Origin of the sequence: Mesorhizobium sp. M0052, assembly GCF_040323255.1 — a bacterium.
GTDB lineage: Bacteria > Pseudomonadota > Alphaproteobacteria > Rhizobiales > Rhizobiaceae > Mesorhizobium.
Map to the genome: position 1 here is coordinate 100,226 of NZ_JAMYUS010000013.1, position 19,014 is coordinate 119,239.

A 19,014-nucleotide genomic window follows, 5' to 3' on the forward strand; every position below is an offset into this window, starting at 1 on the left:
ATAGCCTTTTTTCATGGTCGAGTCTCCTCTATCTCAAACTGGTCGCGGTTTGAAGAGCGCCTCATGCTCGGATGGAAAGAGATCGATATGCCAATTCAACGAAACACCATAGCGCTCACCGGCGTGTGCCTGGCGTCGCTGCTGTTCGGGCTCGAAATCTCCAGCGTGCCGGTGATCCTGCCGAAACTGGAAAGCGTGCTCGCCGGCAATTTCAGGGATTTGCAGTGGATCATGAATGCCTACACCATCGCCTGCACGACAGTGCTGATGGCGACAGGGACATTGGCCGACCGTTTCGGCCGCAAGAGCGTGATGGTGATCACCACCGTCGCCTTCGGCCTCGCCTCGCTGCTGTGCGGCCTGGCTCCGAGTGCTGCACTGCTGATAGCCGCCCGCTTCCTGCAAGGCCTCGCCGGCGGCGCGATGCTGACCTGCAGCGTCGCCGTGCTGTCTCACCAGTTCCAGGACGGCCGCGAACGCGGCAAGGCTTTCGTCGCCTGGAGCGTCGTCTCAGGCATCGGGCTCGGTTTCGGGCCCGCCATCGGTGGCTTGATCGTGGCGCTGTCGAACTGGCAATGGGTGTTCCTCATCCACGTGCCGCTGGCGATCCTGGCGCTCGCCTTTATCGGCGCCGGTGTCACGCAATCGCGCGATCACAACGCCCAGAAGCTCGACTGGGCCGGCATGCTGACGCTGTCGGCGGCGGTGTTCGGCTTTTCCTATCTGATCACGCAAGGTGCGGATCTCGGGACCAGCGCCCGCATCGGCGTGATATCAGCCTCCGTGGCTGCGTTCATCGCTTTCCTTGTGGCCGAGAGGGTCAATCCCTATCCGATGTTCGATTTCTCCGCGTTCCGCATCCGCCAGTTTTCCGGCGCGATCATGGGCGCCATCGGCATGAATTTCAGTTACTGGCCGTTCATCATCTATCTGCCGATCTATTATTCGGGCGTTCTCGGCTATGACAGCACGACGACCGGCCTGCTGTTGCTCGTCTACACGCTGCCCTTCATGGTGATGCCGCCGATCGCCGAGCGCATTCGCGCGCGCTATCAGGCACGAATTGCCATCCCGCTCGGTCTGCTGACGCTAGGGATCGGTTTCATCGCCATGTGGATCGGCTCCAGGCTCGAGGGCGCCACCTGGCTGACCATGCTGCCCGGCACGCTGATTGCCGGCATCGGCATCGGTCTCACCAATTCGCCGACCACCAATACCACGACCGGCGCGGTATCGCCGGATCGTGCCGGCATGGCGTCCGGCATCGACATCAGCGCACGCCTGATCACGCTCGCTATCAACATCGCGGTGCTCGGCCTGCTGCTGACGCAAGGTATCGTTTCCCACCTGCGGGCCACACTCGGCGCGGCTTTGGAGCCGGATGAGTTGCGGGCACTGGCGGAAAGGGTCGCCACCGGCAATCTGGAGGGCCTTGCGCAGGGGACGCCGAAGCTCGCAGCCCTCGACCCATCCGGCGCCATCGTGCATGCCGCGCTGGTCAATGGTTTCGGCTGGGTCATGCTCTATTGCGGGATCGGCGTTCTCGCCCTGTCGGTCATCGGCTTCGTCATCTTCGGGCCGAAGCGCGTCGCGCCGCAGGAGAGAGGGTTTGCTCCCGCGGAGTAAGCGGCCAAAGCCGCCCGTAGCTGTCAGCCAACCCTCGATCCTCACCCCTGCCGTCTGGCCATGAAGGCCAGGCGTTCAAACAGATGCACGTCCTGTTCGTTCTTGAGCAGTGCGCCGTGCAGCTTCGGCAGCGCGCTCCTGGGGTCGGCGCGCAGATCCTCGGGTGCGATGTCGTCGGCGACCAGCAGGCGGATCCCGTCGAGCGCCTCGGAGGTCGACGGCTTCTTCTTCAACCCCTGCACATCGCGGATCTCGTAGAACTGGGTCAGGGCAGCACGCACCAAATTCTGCTTTATGCCGGGATAGTGCACGTCGACGATTTTGTGCAGCGTGTCGACATCGGGAAAGCGGATGTAGTGGAAGAAGCACCGGCGCAGGAAGGCGTCGGGCAGTTCCTTCTCATTGTTGGAAGTGATGATGACGATGGGGCGCACAGCGGCGCGGATCGTTTCGCCGGTTTCGTAGACGAAGAACTCCATCCGGTCGAGTTCCTGCAGCAGGTCGTTGGGGAATTCGATATCGGCCTTGTCGATCTCGTCGATCAACAGCACGACCTTCTTACCGGCCGCGAAGGCGTGCCAGAGCTTGCCGCGCTTGATGTAGTTTTTGATGTCGTTGAACCTGGCATCGCCGAGCTGGCTGTCGCGCAGCCGCGAGACAGCATCATATTCATACAGTCCCTGCTGCGCACGGGTGGTCGACTTGACGTGCCATTCGATCAGGTCGAGGCCGAGCGCCGATGCCACCTGGCGGGCAAGCTCGGTCTTGCCGGTGCCCGGCTCGCCCTTGACCAGCAACGGCCGCTCCAGCGCGATCGCGGCGTTCACCGCCACCATCAGATCCTTGTCGGCGACATAGGCCGCCGTGCCTTCGAAACGCATACTTGCTCCTCGGTTGGTCAGCGCGAGCGTAAGGACGCTGCTTGACCTGTGCAAGGGCGAGCCGGCTGCGACCAAAGCGTGTGAGATCGAAATGGAAACATCGGCTCATGTCACTAGCGCTTGACCGACCAGCCGCCTATATTGGGCTTGGCGGTCTGCGCTTCCCGGCAGGAGAACATTTTCCCCGGGGCCTTAACGATCCTTAGGGAGCTGTCCCTGGGAAGACCCTTGGGTTTTCTCATACGGCGCCCACCTACTTTGTAGGTTCCCGGGATCGCTCTCTCCACCGGTTGTGTGGATCGTCACTTACCTCTATCCGCCCAGTTTGGCGGATGATGTGGTAGAAAACGTCGCTCATGAAACGTCACCCAGATCCGACCTTTTCTATCGTCCGCGCATGACATCTCCCAAAGACCTGAAAAAGCAGTTGCGCCTCGAGGCACTCGGCCGTCGCGATGCGCTCGATCCGCTGTGGCGGGTGGAGATCGCGCTTGAAATGGCCGAGACGGCGCGCGACCACCTCGCCATCGAGCCGGGTCAGATCGTTTCAGCTTTCTGGCCGATGCGATCGGAAGTCGACGTCAGGCCGCTGATGTTCGCCTTGCGCGAGAACGGGGCCAGGCTTTGCCTGCCGGCCATCCTCGACAAGACCACCATCGTCTTTCGCGAACTGGTGCGCGGCGCGCCGATGGTCGAGATGGGTTTTGGCACGGTCGGTCCGCATGCGGAGGCCGAGGTTCTCGATCCCGCGGTGATGCTGGTGCCGCTCGCGGCCTTCGACAGCCGCGGTCATCGCATCGGGTATGGCGCCGGCTATTACGACCGCGCCATCGCCAGGCTGATCGACAAGGGCCAGCCGCCACGACTGATCGGCATCGCTTTCGATTGCCAGGAGGTGGGTCTGGTGCCGGATGAGGCGCACGACGTCATCATCCCGGAAATACTCACCGAGAGCGGTTTGCGCCGCTTCGACATCGCTTAAAAGACCGCGATCCCGCTTAACGCGTTTCCAAGACGTGCCGGATAGTATTCCGGCAACACAGTCCGAGCCGATGGCGGCCATCATGTTTGTCTTCGCACGCTTCCTGCTGATGCCGTTCGTCCTCATCGCGGTAACGCTGTTCGCGATGGCATTGCACATTTCCGGAACGGCCCTGCACCACCAGTTCGCCTGGCATCAGACGGTTGCCACAGTGACGGATGTCAGTTCCTACAGCGAAGCCCAGGGTAATGGCCTCACCGCGAAAGGCATCAACGTCGCTGTCACCTATGTCGCGAACGATGCACCGATGACGTGGTCCGGCAAGGGAAAGGACATCGGCCTCTACACGGCGTCCAAAGGCGACGCGGTGAAGTTGTATTACAACCCTGCCAATCCATCGATCCTCGATACCGCGGCGATGAAGGGCTGGCGCGGCGGGCTGTTGCTCCTGGCCGCTACTGGTGGGTTCACTGTTTTTTACGTGTGGTTCTTCTGGCTGCGCGGACGCACCGCACCGCCGGCGTCACCGATGATGCCTTCGGCAGTTCGCGTTGCGGGCGCGAGCGCCAAGCCGCCTCAACAGCAGCGTGGTACTTTCGGCCGGCGTTAGCGCCAATCGCCCGGGTAGCGCTTGCCTAGCGTCCGTGCCTCTGGATAGAAGTGGGCATGAGACTTCTCTTCCTCGGCGACATGGTGGGCAAATCGGGACGTACGGCGGTGTGGGAACAACTGCCCGGCCTGATCTCGGATTTCAAACTCGACTTCGTCATCGTCAATGGCGAGAACGCCGCCGGCGGCTTCGGCATCACCGAAGACATTTTTCGCGACACCATCGCCGCCGGTGCGGATGTCGTCACCACCGGCAACCATGTCTGGGACCAGCGCGACGCACTGGTCTTCGCGCCGCGCGAGGAGCGCTTCTTGCGCCCGTCCAACTTCCCCAAGGGCACGCCGGGGCGCGGTTCCGGCGTCTATATCGCCAAAAACGGCGCGCGCGTGCTGGTCGCCAACATCATGGGCCGGGTGTTCATGCATCCCGAGCTCGACGATCCGTTCCAGGCCGGCGAGCGCGAGCTGGCCGCCTGTCCGCTGGGCGAGCAGGCCGATGCCGTGGTCATCGACTTCCATGCCGAAGCGACCTCGGAGAAAATGTGCTTCGCGCATTTCGTCGACGGCCGCGCCAGCCTCGTCATCGGCACCCATACGCACCAGCCGACGGCCGACCACCAGATCCTCAACGGCGGCACCGGCTACATGTCCGATGCCGGCATGTGCGGCGACTATGATTCCTCGCTCGGCATGGACAAGGAAGAGCCGCTCAACCGCTTCCTGTCGAAAGTGCCGAAAGGCCGCTTCGAGGCGGCGACCGGACCGGCGACATTGTGCGGCGTCGGCGTCACTATTTCCGACCGCACCGGCCTGACCGAGAAGATCGCGCCTTTTCGTCGCGGGCCGCGGCTCGAAGAAACCGCGCCATCCTTCTGGTCTTGACATTGATATAGTCGAGTAAAGTACCTAACTGGCGACGAAACTGCGCTAGATCGTTAAAGAGGGGACGACCTCCATGCAGCTGATCGAGTTCTTTGCGCCGCATTTTCAATTTGTTTCCGATCCAACCGCGTGGGTCGCGTTGCTGACGCTGATCGTCCTCGAGGTCGTGCTCGGCATCGACAATCTGATCTTCATCTCGATCCTGACCAACAAATTGCCTGAGGCGCAGCGCGCCCGCGCCCGCCGTCTCGGCATCTCGGCGGCGCTGATCATGCGGCTGGTGCTGCTCGCAACCATCTCCATCATCGTGCAGCTGACGACGCCGGTGTTCACAGCGTTCGGCCATGGCTTTTCCTGGCGCGACCTGATCCTGATTGCCGGCGGCCTGTTCCTGGTCTGGAAGGCGACCAAGGAAATCCACCACACCGTCGATCCCGACGACCACAAGGATACGATGATGGGCGAGACGCTGCAGATCTCGCTTGCCGGCGCCATCTTCCAGATCCTGCTGCTCGATCTCGTCTTTTCGATCGATTCGATCATCACCGCCGTCGGCATGACCGACGAGATTGCCATCATGTACATCGCCGTGATCGTGGCGGTGAGCGTGATGATGCTGGCGGCCGGGCCGCTGGCCAATTTCATCGCCAAGAACCCGAGCATCGTCATGCTGGCGCTGGGCTTCCTGCTGATGATCGGCATGACGCTGATCGCCGACGGCATGGGCTATCATGTGCCGAAGGGCTACATCTACGCCGCGATGGGCTTTTCCGCCCTGGTCGAGGGCCTCAACATGCTGGCGCGGCGAAGGAAGAAATCCAGCGGTGGGCATTGAGGCTGGGCGATCGGGGCGATCCTAGCGCCCCGGCACGCCCTTCGGATAACGGTCGCCGATCAGGCCAAGCGACAGGCCCTGTTCCAGCCATGCCTTTGCGCCGGCAAGAACCAGTGCGAAGCCGTCGGTCGAGCCGACCGCCTGCTTGACCTGCTCGTCGGCGGTGCCGGCGAAGCCGAAATTGCTGACCTCAAGAAAGGTCGCACCGTCAGGCGTTTCGGCGCCGGGCATCTCCGTGAATGTCCAGACCACAGTGGTCGGCGGATCGCTCCATTGCATGACGATCTTCTTGTTCTCGACGATCTCGCTGACATTGACCATCGCCGAGGCCCCGTACATGCGCCACTCCCAGCGAACCTCTTTGCGGCTATCCAGCCGGCCGCTACTGTGGGTAAACCAGAATTTCGTGGTGATGGCCGGGTCGACGATCGCCTCGAAGACCTCGGCGACCGGCCGCCTGATCAGCATGCCGGCTTCGGCAGTCGGCGTTTTGTGAATTTCCATCGATGCTCCTTTCCTTGTCCGGTTTGCGCTCACCAGGCGTCAGGCTCGCGCACCATGTGAACGATGCTGGCCGGGTTGGCGATCCAGAAGCCGCGAAAGCCTTCGCCCAGGGGCTCGACCGCGTCGCAACGGACGACGCCGGCCTTGGCGAGATGATCCGCAATGGCTGCAGAATTGTCGGTGAAAAGCTCAAGCCAGACTTCGGCCTGGCTCAGCATCGGCGCCTCGTCGATCCACAGACGGTTTGGGCCAAGCTCGAAGCCGATGGCCGGCGTCTTGGCGGTGAATGGATTCAAGCCGACGACGTCGCGATAGAAGGCGATCGTCGCCTCGTACTGATGTGACGGGACTTTCATGGCGATGTTGATTCCACCTGTCATTTTCGCGGTCATTGCGGGCTCCGTTGCGCTGTTCATCTGTTTGTCTCGTTGGCCGGCTCGCCCCTCATCTCGCCGCGGTAGTAGCCGTCGCGCAGATTGATGCCGTATTCGACATAGGCCTTCATGCAGGCCAGCATCTGCGACCAGCCCTCGCAATTGAGGTAGGATTTCTGCAGGCCGACCACGCCTTCCGGCCAGCCGGATTCAGCAATGGTCACAAGGGTGCCGCCATCGTCCAGCGGCTCGAAGTTCATCTCGATGCGTGTCTTGTAGGCGGGCTTGCCTTCGGCATCGGTGGCATCCCAGCGCAGCACGATATGGCGGTCCTTGATCACCTCATCGACTTCGACGGGCACCTTGCCCCACCAGACCACCCCGGTGCCGGCCTTCAGCGGCGCGCTGGCGCCGCCGATGGTGGTGAAATAGCCACTCAGCTTTTTGGGATTGACGACGGCGTCGAAGACTTCGGCGACCGGTTTGCCGATGCGCCCGGAAACTCTGAATCCAAGAGACATATCCACAGCTCCTCCTTGATTGGCTCGACGATATGTTATAGAAACATAACATGTCAAGCCAAACCGCAGACGATCACGTTTTCAAGGCGTTGGCGCATCCGCGCCGTCGCGAATTGCTGGATCGGCTGAAGGATGCGCCGCAGACGACCGGCATGTTGTGCGAGGCGTTTCCCGACATCGATCGCTGCACCGTCATGCTGCATCTCAAGGTGCTGGAAGAAGCCGAACTGGTGGTGGCAAAGCGCCAAGGGCGAGAGCGCTGGAACCATCTCAACGCGCTGCCGATCAAGCACATCCACGACCGCTGGATCAGCCAGTATGCCGGCCATGCGCTCAGCATTATCGACCGGCTGAAGTCCGATCTGGAGGACTGAACCGGCGCGGCTGGACGAATTGAGCCGATTTATCTATAAGCCGGCCATTCCGACAGAGAACGCCGTGCATCCATCGCGTTGCACCTTGGACGGCTCTGAAAATTTGAATTCGAGTACCCGGGAGGACGAGGTGAGACCACCTCGCTTCGGGATGCTCTAGCCGAAGACGACAGGGGTGCCATGGCCGGCCATTCACAGTTCAAGAACATCATGCACCGCAAGGGCCGGCAGGACGCGGTGCGGTCGAAAATGTTTTCCAAGCTGGCGCGCGAAATCACCGTCGCCGCCAAGAGCGGAACACCGGATCCGTCGATGAACCCGCGTTTGCGCCTGGCCATTCAGAACGCCAAGGCGGTGTCGATGCCGAAGGACAACATCCAGCGCGCCATCAACAAGGCATCGATGGGCGATGCCGAGAATTACGAAGCGGTGCGCTATGAAGGCTATGGGCCAGGCGGCGTGGCGCTGATCGTCGAGGCGCTGACCGACAACCGCAACCGCTCGGCCTCGAGCGTGCGCGCCGCCTTCACCAAAGCCGGGGGTGCGCTTGGTGAAACCGGCTCGGTGTCGTTCATGTGGAACCGCGCCGGCGAGATTTACTATCCGGCCTCCGCCGGCAGCGCCGACAAGGTGATGGACGCGGCGATCGAGGCCGGCGCCGATGACGTCGAGTCCGACGAGGAAGGCCACACCATCTACTGTGCGTTCGAGAGTATGGGCGAAGTGTCTAAGGCGCTGGAAGCCTCGCTTGGCGAGGCCGAATCGGTGAAGCCGATCTGGCAGCCGCAGAACAATGTCCCGGTCGACGAAGAGCGGGCGCAATCGCTGATGAAACTGGTGGCAACGCTCGAGGACGATGACGACGTGCAGAGCGTCTACGCCAATTTCGAGGTCGACGACGAGACCATGGCCAAGCTCAGCGCGGCGTAGGTCCGTGCAATACAGTCGGATGCGAATATTGCTGTATGACGGCGGCCTGCCTATAGATTAGTCAGTTTTCAGGGGGGGCCGATGACCGACTATAAAGAGGCAAGTTTTGCCGATGCGGTGGCCTGGCCTCGCCGGCCCGGCATATGGCGACGGTTTCTCGCTGCACTCATCGACTACCTTGTAATCCTGATCGCCCTCTATTTGCTCGTAGGGGCTCTATTTCTGCTGACCAACGGTGGCGTAAAAGGCAGCTTTTGGCTGAACTGGAAACTATGCCAGGAGGGTACGGTTCACGGTGCCCCGACACTTGCCCGTTATGATTGGCAGGTGTGTAGAACATCAGTACTCGGTTTGCCGGTCGCCATATGGAGCGTGGGTACGGCGCCGGGCTCAAAGCCTGGAGAAACCTCCTCCATCTCGATCGATCTGGATTCGCAAGGGAATTTCAGGCCTGCAGCATTGGACCTGGGTTTCCTCGAGCAGATCGCTCTGGCGTCTTATCTCCTCATTATGGAGTTGAAGTCCGGCCAATCAATCGGCAAGCGGCTCACGGAGCTCACTGTACATGATGAGGACGACAGACATAGGGTCGGCCTGCCGGCGAGAAAGGCTGTTCGGCGGCAACTTATCAAGTTTCTCGGCGCATTACCGATCGTCCTGACGGGAAGCTGGTATGCTTTTCAGGCTTGGGGCACCGCTCCCGGTGGCGTGCAGGATTACTCCAGCCTGGAAATAGTGGTTGCATCCGCTGCCCTCGTTTTGGTGCTGATCTGGCCGGTCTGGATTGCGATATCCATAGCTCTGGGCGACGACCCGATACACGATCGATTCGCAAATACCACGGTGCGCATACAGGAGGCCCAGACATGAGTGTGCCGGAGAGGCCCCGCGTGGTCATCACCTATTGCACGCAGTGCCAGTGGCTGTTGCGGGCCGGCTGGATGGCGCAGGAACTGCTCTCCACCTTCGGCACGGATCTTGGTGAAGTGACGCTGGTGCCGGGCACAGGCGGCATCTTCACCGTTTCCTGCAACGATGTGCTGGTCTGGGACCGCAAGCGCGACGGCGGCTTTCCCGATGCCGCCAAGCTCAAGCAGCTGGTGCGCGACGTCATCGATCCGGGCCGCGATCTCGGTCATTCCGACCGCAAGGGTCACACGCAAAAGGACCCCGCTTGAGGCGAGGTCCTTGCGTTTGCGAAGTGTCATTTTTCAGAGCAATGCGAAGATGAAGCAGGCCATCGACACGATGGCGGTGATGGTGCGGATGTGGTTCCACATCACCCATTGATTTAGATGGTTCGCCCACACGGCTGCGCCATTGGCGCTGGCCGGGTCGACGGCGGCGAGCGCATCGTTGAGCGGCACATTGAAGACCATGGTCACGATCGGGTTGCCGATCAAATAGATCACGGCGCCGGCAAGCAGCCAGTATGAACCGGACTGGCTCCAGCCCATGATAACGGCGGCGATAAGCACCAGACAGAGCAGGCCGGTGCCGAACAGCGCCGTCATGAAGGTGGGCGTGATCACCGTGATGTTGATCGAATTCATCGCTGCGATGCCTTGGGGGACCGGCAGCCGGGCAAGCGCCGCCATGATAAAGTTGGAAAAGGCGAAGAACACGCCGCCGACGACGCCCGAGCCGATGGCGGCGATGATGGTGAGGGTGGGAAGAAGCTTGATCATCTCAGTTGCTCCAGATGCCGGTTGCAGCGGTTTCATTTGCGTAGGCGGAAAAGTCTTTCGGCGCGCGGCCGAGCACACGCTGGACGCCGTCGGTCAGCGTCTCGTTGCGGCCGTCAAGCACTTCGGTGAACAGCTCGTTGAGCAGCCAGGCGATTTCGGGCGGCAGTTCGTATGCCGCCGTCGCGGCGGTGAATTCGTCATGCGAGATCTTGATATAGCGGATGTCGCGGCCGGTCGCCTTGGCGATCTCGGCAACCGCGTCGGCGAAGCTTAGCAGCCGCGGCCCGGTCAACTCATAGAGCTGGCCGACATGACCCGGTTCGGTCAGCGCAACGAAGGCAGCATCGGCGATGTCGTCGACATCGACGAAGGGCTCGCCAACAGGGCCGACAGGCAAAGCCACTTCGCCTTGCCGCAAGGACTCGACGAGAAAACCTTCACTGAAATTCTGCGAAAACCAAGCGCAACGCAGGATCGTCCAGTCAGCGCCCGAGGCTTTGACCATCTCTTCGGCGCGCTGGGCTTCGGTCTCGCCGCGGCCGGAGAGCAGCACCATGCGGGTGACGCCATTTGCCACCGCAAGCCTGGCGAAGGCGCCGACGGTCTCGGCGGCGCCCGGCACGGCGATGTCGGGATAGTAACTGATGTAGACGGCGCCCACGCCCTGCATGGCAGGCTCCCAGGTCGCCGGAACCTCCCAGTCGAAGCGGGGGCTGCCGGAACGCGAGCCGATGCGCACGGGAATGCCCTGTGAGGTCAGCCGCCCGGCGAGGCGACGGCCGGTCTTGCCAGTGCCACCGAGAATCAGGACTGGTTTGGTGTCGGTCATGGTGGTTTTCCTTTGTTACAAATATGAATAATCCTCACATTTGCAAAATGTGATAAACCCTCGTATTTTGGGAGTCAAGCCGTTTGTTGGCAGATTTTGTCGAGACCGGAGGCCGTCATGGAAGACACAGCAACGCCCGCATCTGAGGAGCAGGTCGCATCGCCGCGACGGGCGCCCACCCAGCAGCGCAGCCGCGAGCGGGTCGAGCGCATGCTGGCCGCAGCCTCGGCGCTGATTGCCGAGCAAGGCAGCGACGCCATGCGCATGGGCGAGGTAGCGGAACGGGCCGCGGTGTCGATCGGTTCGCTCTACCAGTTCTTTCCCGACAAGCGGGCGATCGTCTGGGCGCTGGCCGAGCGACACACCGCCGAAAGCCAGGCCTGCATCTCCTCGGCGCTCAAGGATGTCGTCGACGCCGAGGGCCTGCGGCAGGCGTTTTCGGAGCTGGTGGATATCTACTATCAGCTGTTCCTGGCCGAGCCGGTGATGCGCGACATCTGGTCGGGCACCCAGGCCGACAAGGCGCTGCGCCAGCTCGAACTCGCCGACAGCCGGGCGAATGCCGAATTCCTGACGATGGTGCTGAAGCGGCTGCATCCCGGCGCCGATCCGGTGGCGCTGGAGACCACAGCGTTTCTGGTCTGGCAGATGGGCGAGGCTGCCGTGCGGCTGGCGATCTCGGTCGACCGGCAGGAGGGCGACAGGCTGGTCGCCGCCTACAAGCGCATGGCGCTGCGGGAATTGGTGGACGGGTAGGCTCGCACCACTCTGGGAAGGGTCGCTTCGAAGCAGCAGGGTGGAGGCGTCGGACCGCACCCGACCCTTGGGCCGACCTCCCCACAAGCGGGAGGTATCGGCGCGTTAGCTTGAAGCGACTGACTTTGGCGGCAACAAAAAACCCGCCACAAAGGGCGGGTTCTTGATTCTGCGATAAAGGTAAACCTTAAAGGCCGAACCCTTCGAAGCGCTTCTTGAACTTCGACAGGCGGCCGCCGCGGTCGAGCAGGGTCTGCTGGCCGCCGGTCCAGGCTGGGTGCGTGGTCGGGTCGATATCGAGGTTCATCGTATCGCCTTCCTTGCCCCAGGTCGAACGGGTCGAGTATTCTGTGCCATCGGTCATGACGACCTTGATGGTGTGGTAGTCGGGATGGATATCGGCCTTCATTGTCGTGCTTCCTGGCTTGTGGCGCTACAGACGGGCCCGTGGCCTGCGTCGATGCGCCCCTTTTTAAAACTCGAAGCCGCAGCTATTGAAAAGCCACGGCTTCTAAAACGGTCGGCGAGCCTATACATCAGCCGGAATTGAATCACAAGGCCACGGCAGGCGCATATTGAACGCGCCCACCTGGAAGCGGCCAGAGGAAACGGTCATGGCGGACATCAGCGGCGAGCAAGACGGGCGCAGGCGCTCGCTCGGGCCGCTCAGGCGCCTGTATCCCTATATATTCCGCTACCGCAAACTGGTCATAGGCGCCCTCATTTCGCTCGCCATCGCCGCGGCGACGACGCTGGCGCTGCCGCTGGCCGTGCGGCGCATGATCGACCACGGTTTCAGTGCTTCCGGCACCGTCTTCATCGCCGAATATTTCGCCGCTTTGGTTGCGATGGCAGCCATTCTGGCGGCGGCGTCGGCCGGACGCTACTACTTCGTCATCACGCTCGGCGAGCGGGTCGTCGCCGACATCCGCAGCGACGTGTTTTCGCATGTCACGACGCTTTCGCCGTCCTTCTTCGACACCGCGCAATCGGGCGAGATCGTCTCGCGGCTTGCCGCCGACACGACGCAGGTGAAATCCGCCGTCGGCGCCACCGCCTCGGTGGCGCTGCGCAACGTCATCCTCGGCCTTGGCGCGGTGGCGATGATGGTCGTCACCAGCCCGAAACTGTCGGGCCTGGTGATCGCGGCCATTCCGCTCATCGTGCTGCCGCTGGTCGCGTTCGGCCGTTCGGTGAGGCGCCGGTCACGGCAGGCGCAGGACACGCTGGCGCAAGCGACCGCCTATGCCAGCGAGCAGATCGGCGCGGTGCGTACGTTGCAGGCGTTCACCAACGAGACGCTGGTCACCGGGCGGTTCTCGGCCGCGGTGGAAGCCGCCTTCCAGGCGGCGCGCTCGTCGATCTTCTCCCGCTCGCTGCTCACCTTCTTTGCCATCTTCATGATCTTTTCCTCGGTCGTGGCGGTGTTGTGGTTCGGCTCGCGTGACGTGCTTGCCGGCACGATGTCGCCCGGCACGCTCGGCCAGTTCCTGCTTTACTCCGTGTTTGCCGCAGGCGCGCTGGGCGCACTGTCGGAAGTCTGGGGCGAGCTTGCCCAGGCGGCGGGTGCGGCCGAAAGGCTGACCGAGATACTCGACGAGACGCCGGCGATTCAACCGCCGGCCAATCCGCTGCCGCTGCCCGCCAAGGCGACAGGCGCGATCAGTTTCGACGACGTCTCCTTCTCCTACCCGGCAAGGCCGGACCGTGCCGCCGTCCACGGCTTGAGTTTTCAGGTCAAGCCCGGCGAGACGGTGGCGATCGTCGGCCCGTCGGGCGCCGGAAAGAGCACCGTCTTTTCGCTGATCCTGCGCTTCTACGATCCCGAAACTGGCCGCATCGCCATTGACGGCGTCGACGTGCGCGAAGCCGATCCGGCTGAAGTGCGGGAGCGCATTGCGATCGTGCCGCAGGATGTCACCATCTTTGCGGCAAGCGCGCGCGACAATATCGGCTTTGGCCGGCCGGGCGCGACGAATGCCGAGATCGAGGCCGCCGCCAGGGACGCGCTGGCCGACGAGTTCATCCTCAGGCTCGACAAGGGCTACGACAGCCAGGTCGGCGAGCGCGGTGTGACCTTGTCCGGCGGCCAGCGCCAGCGCGTGGCGATCGCCCGCGCCATCCTGCGCGACGCGCCGATCCTGCTGCTCGACGAGGCCACGTCGGCGCTCGACGCCGAAAGCGAAACGCTGGTGCAGACGGCGCTGGAACGGCTGATGCAGGGCCGCACCACCATCGTCATCGCCCACCGGCTGGCGACCGTGCTGAAGGCCGACCGCATCCTGGTCATGGATGGCGGCCGCATCGTCGAGGAAGGCACGCACCAGAGCCTGGTCGCCAAGGGCGGAATCTATGCAAGGCTGGCCAAGCTGCAGTTCGAAACCGGAGCAAGCGCCTTCAGGGGTGCCGCGGAGTAGCAACCCGCAATCAGGCGGGACCATACCGCTTGCGGAGATGCTCGGTGAAATACGCGGCGTTGAGCTTTTCCCCGGTGGCGCGCTCAAGCAGTTTGGGCGTCGACCAGCGGGATCCCTGCGACCAGATATTGTCGCGGCGCCAGTCATTGATGGCGGCGAAATTGCCCTTGGCGAGGTCGCTGTCGGCTGAAGGATGGTCGCGCGTCAGCGCAGCCCATTGCTGCGCCGCCATCATAGCGCCCAGCGTATAGGACGGGAAATAGCCGAAGGCGGCGCCTGGCCAATGCACGTCCTGCATCGGTCCGTCGGCTGGGTTGTCGATGGTCGAAAGGCCAAGATACTCCCGCATCTTGGCGTCCCAGGCTTCGGGCAGGTCGGCCGCCTGCAGCCGCCCCGAGACCACCTCCTGCTCCAACTCGTAGCGCAGGATGACATGCAGCGGGTAGGTGACCTCGTCGGCGTCGACGCGGATCAGGCCGCGCTCGACCCGGTGCACATGCGGCAGGATGTCGTCGAGCGACCAGGCTTCGCCGAGATGCTTTTCGACCACGGGCAGCGCCCAGCGCCAGAATTCGGGGTTGCGGCCGACCTGTTTCTCGACGAACAGACTCTGGCTTTCATGCACCGCCATGCCGCGCGCCTTGCCGAGCGGCCAGTGCGCCCAGGCCTTCGGCAGGTTCTGCTCGTAGAGCGCGTGGCCGGTCTCGTGCAGCACGCCCATCAAAGCCGACAGGAAATCGGACGTTTTGTAGCGGGTGGTGATGCGAACGTCGCTCGGCACCCCGCCGCAGAAGGGATGGTGCGATACCGACAGAGAACCATGGGTGAGGTCGAAGCCGACCGAAGCCATCATGGCGAGACCAAGCTCGCGCTGTTTGTCGATCGCATAGCTGCCGGAGAGCGGCTTCAGCGGGCGCTTGGCCAGTCGCGCTTCCTGTACGGCCAGCGCTTCCGGCACGAAGCCCTTCAGGAATGTCTTCAGCTCGGTGAAGACCGGCGTGATGTCGGCGGCGCGGTTGCCAGGATCGTATTGCTCCATCAGTGCGTCGTAGGGATCGAGGCCGAGCGCGTCGGCGCGCAGGGCGGCTTCCTCGCGCACCAGCGCGATGACACCTTCGAGCGCCGGCAGGAATCCGGCCCAGTCATTCTTGCCGCGCAGGTCGCGCCAGAGCTGCTCGGAGCGCATACGCGCCACCGTCTGGCGCTCGACGAATTCGACCGGCAGGCAGGTCAGGTTGGTGTATTGGCGACGCAGTTCGCGGACCGCCGCCTGCTGCTCCTCGTTCAGCGCCTCCTGTTCGGCGGCGGCGAGCCAGTCGGCGATCTCCGGCGCCGTTGCCCTGATATGCAGCATCCCGGCCAGGGACGACATGGCTTCGGCGCGCTTCTCGCCGCCGCCGACGGCCATGTGGGTCGCCTCGTCGGCGCCGAGGATAGCGAGCGCATGTTCCAGCGCTTCGAGCTTGTGGCCGAGATCATCGAGCTTCTGAAAAGACATGACAGGTTCCGCGTTTTGGACCGCGGGAAAAGATACCAACGCGCCAGGATTGGCAACCCTCAAAGGTGGCTATGCAGCTTGCGCCGGTGAGCTGGTGCGTGGAATGCTGGCTGACGGTGGAACACCGCCATGGAGGGGAGACTAAGATGATCGGCAATATCCTGGTCGGGCTGGTGGCCCTGATCCACCTCTTTATCGTCTATCTGGAGATGGTGGCGTGGGACACACCGCGCGGGCACAGGGCGTTCAACCTCAAGCCGGACTTCGCCAGCGCATCGAAGGTGCTCGCCGCCAATCAGGGGCTCTACAACGGCTTCCTTGCCGCCGGGCTGATCTGGGGCCTCTATCTCGGCGCGGCGGGATTCCAGATCAAGGTGTTCTTCCTGCTTTGCATCGCCGTCGCCGGCCTCTATGGCGCGGCGACTGCCAGCCGGAAGATCCTCTATATTCAGACCGTGCCGGCGGTGCTGGCCCTCGCTGCGCTGTGGCTGGGCTGGTGACAAAAAAGACGCCCTCGGAGCCAGATCCGGGGGCGTCAGACAGTCCCTTCCTCATTCCTGGAGATATCAGAGCGGATCTCAGCCGTTCGGATAATTCCCGCCGTCGGAGCCATCACCGATCATGAAGCCGCTGCCGGTGTCGGACATCAGCCTCTGATCGACATTGTCGAGGCGGCGCAGCAGATCGTGATATTGCGCGGCCGGGATCCGGCCATGGTCCGAAGCGGCGACCCGTTCGGCGGCCTGGCCGATATGCGCCGCACGCAGATGCAGCCACTGCGCTTCCGAGGTCGAGATGCCCTTGGTTTCGCGCGCATCCGCGATGCCCTGTTCGACGCCCCGCACCTGCTCGATCAGGCCGGTCACACGCGGACCGGTCATGTCGGTCGGGTCGCTGGCGTCGAGGGCGCCCTTGTGATGTCCGGCGGCATAGGCGCCGGCGAGTGGAACAGTGATCAGAAGTGTCGTGAGGGTTGCGGTCCTGAGAGTCTTCAAAGAGCGCATGATGTGCGTCTCCTCCTGCTATGGAAGGGGCAAGCGCTTTCGCTCCGCCTTCCGGAAGCGGGCCGTCCGGTTCCGTCGCGTCGCGATGGGAGGCATCGCCGGCGGTTCTCGGCCCTGCGCGTCAAAGTAGGAGCCCGGAAACGCGAAGTGTAATTAAAGAAAGATAATGTTTTCAGGCCTTGCCGACCTGGCGTTGCGCCCTAGAGTTGAGCCGGCAAACAATTTCGCGTGACTGAAAATCACCGTTCGGTGAGCTTCAGTTCAATGCGTCGGTTCTTGTTGCGGGCGTCTTCGGTGTCGGCGGGGTCGAGCGGCTGGAATTCGCCGAAGCCGGCCGCAACCAGCCGGTTGGCGGGCACGCCGTTCTCGATCAGGAACTTGACCACCGAGGTCGAACGCGCCGTCGACAATTCCCAATTGTCGCGATAGCGGCCGGCGCCGGACAGCGGCTTGTTGTCGGTGTGGCCGTCGACGCGCAGCACCCAGTTGATCTCGGGCGGGATTTCCTTTTGCAACTCGATGATGGCATCGGCGAGCTTCTTCATCTCGACCTTGCCGGCATCGTTGATCACTTCCGACCCGGTCGGGAACAGAACTTCCGACTGGAAGACGAAGCGGTCGCCGACGATGCGGATGTTCTCGCGGTCGGCGAGGATTTCGCGCAGGCGGCCGAAGAAGTCGGAGCGATAGCGGTTCAGCTCCTGCACGCGCTGCGCCAGCGCGACGTTGAGCCGACGGCCGAGATCGGCGATCTTGGTGTTGGAATCGCGGTCGCGCGTTTCGGACACATTGAGGGCGTCCTCGAGCGCGCCGATCTGCTTGCGCAGTGCTGCGATCTGCTGGTTCAGGATCTCGACCTGGCTCAGCGCCTGCTGGCTGATCTGGCGCTGGCTGTCGAGTTCGCCGCCGAGTTCCGCGGCGCGCTGGGTGGCGGCGTCGCCGGCGCCGGCACCTTGCGCCAGCAGCTGCTCGAGCCGGCTCTTCTCAGCTTCGGCGGCCGACAGCGACGCCTGCAGATTGGCCAGCGAATCGTCCTTGTCCTGCGCGCTCGAGCGCTCCAGCGCCAGCAACTGCGTCAGTTCGTTGATCTGCGAGTTGAGGCGCGTGAGCGCCGTATCCTTGCCGGAGAGTTCGCGTCCGAGCAGGAACTGCGCCAGCACGAAAACGGTGAGCAGGAACATGATGGCGAGCAGCAGCGTCGACAGCGCGTCGACGAAGCCCGGCCAATAGTCGATCCGGCGATCGGTGCGCCGGCCCCTGGCGAGAGCCATGCTAGTGGACCCCGGGTTTCTTCAGCGCGTCGGCGATCTTTTCCAGCGTGTTGCGCATCGCCTTCTGCTCGTCCGACTGGGCCTCGACCCAGTCGCGCATGATCTGCTGCTCGGAGCGCATGTTCTTGACCAGGCCGGAAATGCCGTCGGCGAGATTGGCCATGGCGGTGGCGACGCGCGGATTGGAGCCGCCGCCGCTTTCCTGCATGCTGCGCAGCCGTTCCGACAGGACCCGGATCTCGTCGGAGGATTCAGTCTTGGCCGGGTCGGCGACGGCGATGTCGGAGGAGAGATCGGTGACCGAGGACAGCCAGTTTTCAAGCTCGGTATAGAAGCGGGTCTGCGCGCGGCCGGCCTGCAGGTCGAGGAAGCCTAGCACCAGCGACCCGGAAAGGCCGAACAGCGAGGACGAAAAGGCCGTACCCATGCCGGCCAGCGGCGCCGACAGCCCCTGCTTCAGCGAATCGAGCACGGCGGCGGCGTCGCCGGTGCCGGGATCGAGCGATTCGATGGTTTCGCGGATCGAGCCGATGGTGTTGAGCAGGCCCCAGAAGGTGCCGAGCAGACCGAGGAACACCAGCAACCCGACGAGATAGCGCGAGGTGTCGCGGCTTTCGTCGAGGCGGGTGGCGATCGAATCCAGCATGGTGCGCATCGAAGACGTCGAGAAGGCGACCGTCGAGGAGCGGCCGATCATCGCCTTCATCGGCGCCAGCAGCACCGGCTCGGTGGTTTCGGAACCGGCGCGGAAGGAATTGACCCAGCGCACTTCGCGAAACAGTCGTCCGACCTGGGCGAAGGCAAGCAGGATGCCGACCACAAGGACGCCGACGATCAGGCCGTTGAGGCCGGGATTGCTCCCGAAAGCGGTCGAGATCTGGCGGGTGAGGATGGCGGCGATGAAGGCGACGATGACCAGGAAGATGACCATGGTCAGGAGGAAGACCTGCGGGCTCGACAGTTTGTGCGGATCGTACATCAGGACATCAGAACGCCTGCCCACGCCGAAGGATCTGAGAAAAGCCATCCGTGC

Annotated in this window: 23 protein-coding genes and 1 other RNA gene; 13 read left to right on the forward strand and 11 right to left on the reverse strand. The window is 63.0% G+C overall.

Annotation, left to right across the window (positions count from 1 at the left end):
- Nucleotides 1–87: 87 nt before the first annotated feature.
- Nucleotides 88–1,626 carry an MFS transporter gene (locus NKJ77_RS18840; RefSeq protein ID WP_023700254.1) on the forward strand — a complete coding sequence of 513 codons (1,539 nt, stop codon included), beginning with the start codon at nucleotides 88–90 and terminating at the stop codon, nucleotides 1,624–1,626.
- Between the two features lie 41 nt (nucleotides 1,627–1,667).
- On the opposite strand, the gene NKJ77_RS18845 is transcribed toward NKJ77_RS18840, so the two are convergent.
- On the reverse strand, nucleotides 1,668–2,507 hold the full coding sequence (locus tag NKJ77_RS18845; protein ID WP_352535578.1) for an AAA family ATPase: 840 nt from the start codon (nucleotides 2,505–2,507) through the stop codon (nucleotides 1,668–1,670).
- A gap of 149 nt (nucleotides 2,508–2,656) precedes the next feature.
- Between NKJ77_RS18845 and ssrS the strand changes: the two genes are divergently transcribed.
- The 5 genes from ssrS (at nucleotide 2,657) to NKJ77_RS18870 (ending at nucleotide 5,815) form a co-directional block, all read left to right on the forward strand.
- Nucleotides 2,657–2,812: non-coding RNA, 6S RNA (gene ssrS / locus NKJ77_RS18850), on the forward strand.
- Nucleotides 2,813–2,904: 92 nt separating this feature from the next.
- Nucleotides 2,905–3,489 (forward strand): 5-formyltetrahydrofolate cyclo-ligase, encoded by a 585-nt coding sequence (locus NKJ77_RS18855; protein WP_023698428.1) that lies wholly within the window; start codon nucleotides 2,905–2,907, stop codon nucleotides 3,487–3,489.
- Between the two features lie 82 nt (nucleotides 3,490–3,571).
- Nucleotides 3,572–4,099: a DUF3592 domain-containing protein gene (locus tag NKJ77_RS18860; protein WP_196813862.1), complete on the forward strand. Its 528-nt coding sequence runs from the start codon at nucleotides 3,572–3,574 to the stop codon at nucleotides 4,097–4,099.
- 56 nt (nucleotides 4,100–4,155) lie between these two features.
- Nucleotides 4,156–4,980, forward strand: a complete 825-nt coding sequence (locus tag NKJ77_RS18865) for a TIGR00282 family metallophosphoesterase (protein WP_023668734.1) — start codon at nucleotides 4,156–4,158, stop codon at nucleotides 4,978–4,980.
- A 73-nt stretch (nucleotides 4,981–5,053) separates the two neighbouring features.
- Nucleotides 5,054–5,815 (forward strand): TerC family protein, encoded by a 762-nt coding sequence (locus NKJ77_RS18870; RefSeq protein WP_023694576.1) that lies wholly within the window; start codon nucleotides 5,054–5,056, stop codon nucleotides 5,813–5,815.
- Nucleotides 5,816–5,836: 21 nt separating this feature from the next.
- On the opposite strand, the gene NKJ77_RS18875 is transcribed toward NKJ77_RS18870, so the two are convergent.
- The 3 genes from NKJ77_RS18875 to NKJ77_RS18885 are packed head-to-tail and all read right to left on the reverse strand — an operon-like array spanning nucleotide 5,837 to nucleotide 7,214.
- Nucleotides 5,837–6,319, reverse strand: coding sequence for an SRPBCC family protein (locus NKJ77_RS18875; RefSeq protein ID WP_023698429.1), 483 nt, complete (start codon nucleotides 6,317–6,319; stop codon nucleotides 5,837–5,839).
- A gap of 29 nt (nucleotides 6,320–6,348) precedes the next feature.
- Nucleotides 6,349–6,711 (reverse strand): VOC family protein, encoded by a 363-nt coding sequence (locus NKJ77_RS18880; RefSeq protein WP_023700266.1) that lies wholly within the window; start codon nucleotides 6,709–6,711, stop codon nucleotides 6,349–6,351.
- 20 nt (nucleotides 6,712–6,731) lie between these two features.
- Complete coding sequence (locus tag NKJ77_RS18885; RefSeq protein ID WP_023668738.1) at nucleotides 6,732–7,214, reverse strand: SRPBCC domain-containing protein; 483 nt, start codon at nucleotides 7,212–7,214, stop codon at nucleotides 6,732–6,734.
- Nucleotides 7,215–7,264: 50 nt separating this feature from the next.
- Here NKJ77_RS18885 and NKJ77_RS18890 point away from each other — a divergent pair, with 50 nt between their 5' ends.
- From NKJ77_RS18890 to NKJ77_RS18905, 4 genes are all read left to right on the forward strand, one after another.
- Entirely contained in the window at nucleotides 7,265–7,588 is a 324-nt protein-coding gene (locus tag NKJ77_RS18890; RefSeq protein WP_023711994.1) for an ArsR/SmtB family transcription factor, read from the forward strand.
- A 180-nt stretch (nucleotides 7,589–7,768) separates the two neighbouring features.
- Nucleotides 7,769–8,518 (forward strand): YebC/PmpR family DNA-binding transcriptional regulator, encoded by a 750-nt coding sequence (locus NKJ77_RS18895; protein WP_023711993.1) that lies wholly within the window; start codon nucleotides 7,769–7,771, stop codon nucleotides 8,516–8,518.
- A gap of 81 nt (nucleotides 8,519–8,599) precedes the next feature.
- On the forward strand, nucleotides 8,600–9,388 hold the full coding sequence (locus NKJ77_RS18900; protein ID WP_023711992.1) for an RDD family protein: 789 nt from the start codon (nucleotides 8,600–8,602) through the stop codon (nucleotides 9,386–9,388).
- Nucleotides 9,385–9,696 (forward strand): Rdx family protein, encoded by a 312-nt coding sequence (locus tag NKJ77_RS18905; protein ID WP_023668742.1) that lies wholly within the window; start codon nucleotides 9,385–9,387, stop codon nucleotides 9,694–9,696. Before NKJ77_RS18900 ends, NKJ77_RS18905 begins: the two co-directional genes overlap by 4 nt.
- A gap of 33 nt (nucleotides 9,697–9,729) precedes the next feature.
- On the opposite strand, the gene NKJ77_RS18910 is transcribed toward NKJ77_RS18905, so the two are convergent.
- Together NKJ77_RS18910 and NKJ77_RS18915 are read right to left on the reverse strand one after the other, a co-directional pair.
- Complete coding sequence (locus NKJ77_RS18910; protein ID WP_023711991.1) at nucleotides 9,730–10,206, reverse strand: anthrone oxygenase family protein; 477 nt, start codon at nucleotides 10,204–10,206, stop codon at nucleotides 9,730–9,732.
- A gap of 1 nt (nucleotide 10,207) precedes the next feature.
- Nucleotides 10,208–11,035 (reverse strand): NAD(P)H-binding protein, encoded by an 828-nt coding sequence (locus NKJ77_RS18915; RefSeq protein WP_023668744.1) that lies wholly within the window; start codon nucleotides 11,033–11,035, stop codon nucleotides 10,208–10,210.
- Between the two features lie 117 nt (nucleotides 11,036–11,152).
- Between NKJ77_RS18915 and NKJ77_RS18920 the strand changes: the two genes are divergently transcribed.
- Complete coding sequence (locus NKJ77_RS18920) at nucleotides 11,153–11,791, forward strand: TetR/AcrR family transcriptional regulator (RefSeq protein WP_352535579.1); 639 nt, start codon at nucleotides 11,153–11,155, stop codon at nucleotides 11,789–11,791.
- A gap of 187 nt (nucleotides 11,792–11,978) precedes the next feature.
- Here NKJ77_RS18920 and rpmE read toward each other — a convergent pair whose 3' ends face one another.
- A complete protein-coding gene (gene rpmE / locus NKJ77_RS18925; protein WP_023668748.1) occupies nucleotides 11,979–12,200 on the reverse strand; it encodes a 50S ribosomal protein L31 in 222 nt (73 codons plus the stop codon).
- A 205-nt stretch (nucleotides 12,201–12,405) separates the two neighbouring features.
- Here rpmE and NKJ77_RS18930 point away from each other — a divergent pair, with 205 nt between their 5' ends.
- Nucleotides 12,406–14,208: an ABC transporter transmembrane domain-containing protein gene (locus NKJ77_RS18930; protein ID WP_023668749.1), complete on the forward strand. Its 1,803-nt coding sequence runs from the start codon at nucleotides 12,406–12,408 to the stop codon at nucleotides 14,206–14,208.
- Nucleotides 14,209–14,218: 10 nt separating this feature from the next.
- Here NKJ77_RS18930 and NKJ77_RS18935 read toward each other — a convergent pair whose 3' ends face one another.
- Entirely contained in the window at nucleotides 14,219–15,706 is a 1,488-nt protein-coding gene (locus NKJ77_RS18935) for a carboxypeptidase M32 (protein WP_352535580.1), read from the reverse strand.
- 146 nt (nucleotides 15,707–15,852) lie between these two features.
- Here NKJ77_RS18935 and NKJ77_RS18940 point away from each other — a divergent pair, with 146 nt between their 5' ends.
- On the forward strand, nucleotides 15,853–16,206 hold the full coding sequence (locus tag NKJ77_RS18940; RefSeq protein WP_023668751.1) for a DUF1304 domain-containing protein: 354 nt from the start codon (nucleotides 15,853–15,855) through the stop codon (nucleotides 16,204–16,206).
- 78 nt (nucleotides 16,207–16,284) lie between these two features.
- Here NKJ77_RS18940 and NKJ77_RS18945 read toward each other — a convergent pair whose 3' ends face one another.
- From NKJ77_RS18945 to NKJ77_RS18955, 3 genes are all read right to left on the reverse strand, one after another.
- Nucleotides 16,285–16,710, reverse strand: a complete 426-nt coding sequence (locus NKJ77_RS18945; protein ID WP_023737876.1) for a hypothetical protein — start codon at nucleotides 16,708–16,710, stop codon at nucleotides 16,285–16,287.
- Between the two features lie 239 nt (nucleotides 16,711–16,949).
- A complete protein-coding gene (locus tag NKJ77_RS18950) occupies nucleotides 16,950–17,981 on the reverse strand; it encodes a peptidoglycan -binding protein (protein ID WP_023684164.1) in 1,032 nt (343 codons plus the stop codon).
- A gap of 1 nt (nucleotide 17,982) precedes the next feature.
- Nucleotides 17,983–19,008: a MotA/TolQ/ExbB proton channel family protein gene (locus NKJ77_RS18955; RefSeq protein ID WP_023668754.1), complete on the reverse strand. Its 1,026-nt coding sequence runs from the start codon at nucleotides 19,006–19,008 to the stop codon at nucleotides 17,983–17,985.
- Nucleotides 19,009–19,014 lie beyond the last annotated feature (6 nt).

Excerpts from the sequence above, each read along its gene's own strand:
- NKJ77_RS18915 (WP_023668744.1), bottom strand. The coding sequence starts at position 11,035 with ATGACCGACACCAAACCAGTCCTGATTCTCGGTGGCACTGGCAAGACC.
- NKJ77_RS18865 (WP_023668734.1), top strand. The coding sequence starts at position 4,156 with ATGAGACTTCTCTTCCTCGGCGACATGGTGGGCAAATCGGGACGTACG.
- NKJ77_RS18895 (WP_023711993.1), top strand. The coding sequence starts at position 7,769 with ATGGCCGGCCATTCACAGTTCAAGAACATCATGCACCGCAAGGGCCGG.
- NKJ77_RS18945 (WP_023737876.1), bottom strand. The coding sequence starts at position 16,710 with ATGCGCTCTTTGAAGACTCTCAGGACCGCAACCCTCACGACACTTCTG.
- NKJ77_RS18885 (WP_023668738.1), bottom strand. The coding sequence starts at position 7,214 with ATGTCTCTTGGATTCAGAGTTTCCGGGCGCATCGGCAAACCGGTCGCC.
- NKJ77_RS18935 (WP_352535580.1), bottom strand. The coding sequence starts at position 15,706 with ATGTCTTTTCAGAAGCTCGATGATCTCGGCCACAAGCTCGAAGCGCTG.
- NKJ77_RS18890 (WP_023711994.1), top strand. The coding sequence starts at position 7,265 with ATGTCAAGCCAAACCGCAGACGATCACGTTTTCAAGGCGTTGGCGCAT.
- NKJ77_RS18905 (WP_023668742.1), top strand. The coding sequence starts at position 9,385 with ATGAGTGTGCCGGAGAGGCCCCGCGTGGTCATCACCTATTGCACGCAG.
- NKJ77_RS18940 (WP_023668751.1), top strand. The coding sequence starts at position 15,853 with ATGATCGGCAATATCCTGGTCGGGCTGGTGGCCCTGATCCACCTCTTT.
- rpmE (WP_023668748.1), bottom strand. The coding sequence starts at position 12,200 with ATGAAGGCCGATATCCATCCCGACTACCACACCATCAAGGTCGTCATG.
- NKJ77_RS18930 (WP_023668749.1), top strand. The coding sequence starts at position 12,406 with ATGGCGGACATCAGCGGCGAGCAAGACGGGCGCAGGCGCTCGCTCGGG.
- NKJ77_RS18900 (WP_023711992.1), top strand. The coding sequence starts at position 8,600 with ATGACCGACTATAAAGAGGCAAGTTTTGCCGATGCGGTGGCCTGGCCT.
- NKJ77_RS18950 (WP_023684164.1), bottom strand. The coding sequence starts at position 17,981 with ATGGCTCTCGCCAGGGGCCGGCGCACCGATCGCCGGATCGACTATTGG.
- NKJ77_RS18845 (WP_352535578.1), bottom strand. The coding sequence starts at position 2,507 with ATGCGTTTCGAAGGCACGGCGGCCTATGTCGCCGACAAGGATCTGATG.
- NKJ77_RS18870 (WP_023694576.1), top strand. The coding sequence starts at position 5,054 with ATGCAGCTGATCGAGTTCTTTGCGCCGCATTTTCAATTTGTTTCCGAT.
- NKJ77_RS18880 (WP_023700266.1), bottom strand. The coding sequence starts at position 6,711 with ATGACCGCGAAAATGACAGGTGGAATCAACATCGCCATGAAAGTCCCG.
- NKJ77_RS18920 (WP_352535579.1), top strand. The coding sequence starts at position 11,153 with ATGGAAGACACAGCAACGCCCGCATCTGAGGAGCAGGTCGCATCGCCG.
- NKJ77_RS18955 (WP_023668754.1), bottom strand. The coding sequence starts at position 19,008 with ATGGCTTTTCTCAGATCCTTCGGCGTGGGCAGGCGTTCTGATGTCCTG.
- NKJ77_RS18840 (WP_023700254.1), top strand. The coding sequence starts at position 88 with ATGCCAATTCAACGAAACACCATAGCGCTCACCGGCGTGTGCCTGGCG.
- NKJ77_RS18875 (WP_023698429.1), bottom strand. The coding sequence starts at position 6,319 with ATGGAAATTCACAAAACGCCGACTGCCGAAGCCGGCATGCTGATCAGG.
- NKJ77_RS18855 (WP_023698428.1), top strand. The coding sequence starts at position 2,905 with ATGACATCTCCCAAAGACCTGAAAAAGCAGTTGCGCCTCGAGGCACTC.
- NKJ77_RS18910 (WP_023711991.1), bottom strand. The coding sequence starts at position 10,206 with ATGATCAAGCTTCTTCCCACCCTCACCATCATCGCCGCCATCGGCTCG.
- NKJ77_RS18860 (WP_196813862.1), top strand. The coding sequence starts at position 3,572 with ATGTTTGTCTTCGCACGCTTCCTGCTGATGCCGTTCGTCCTCATCGCG.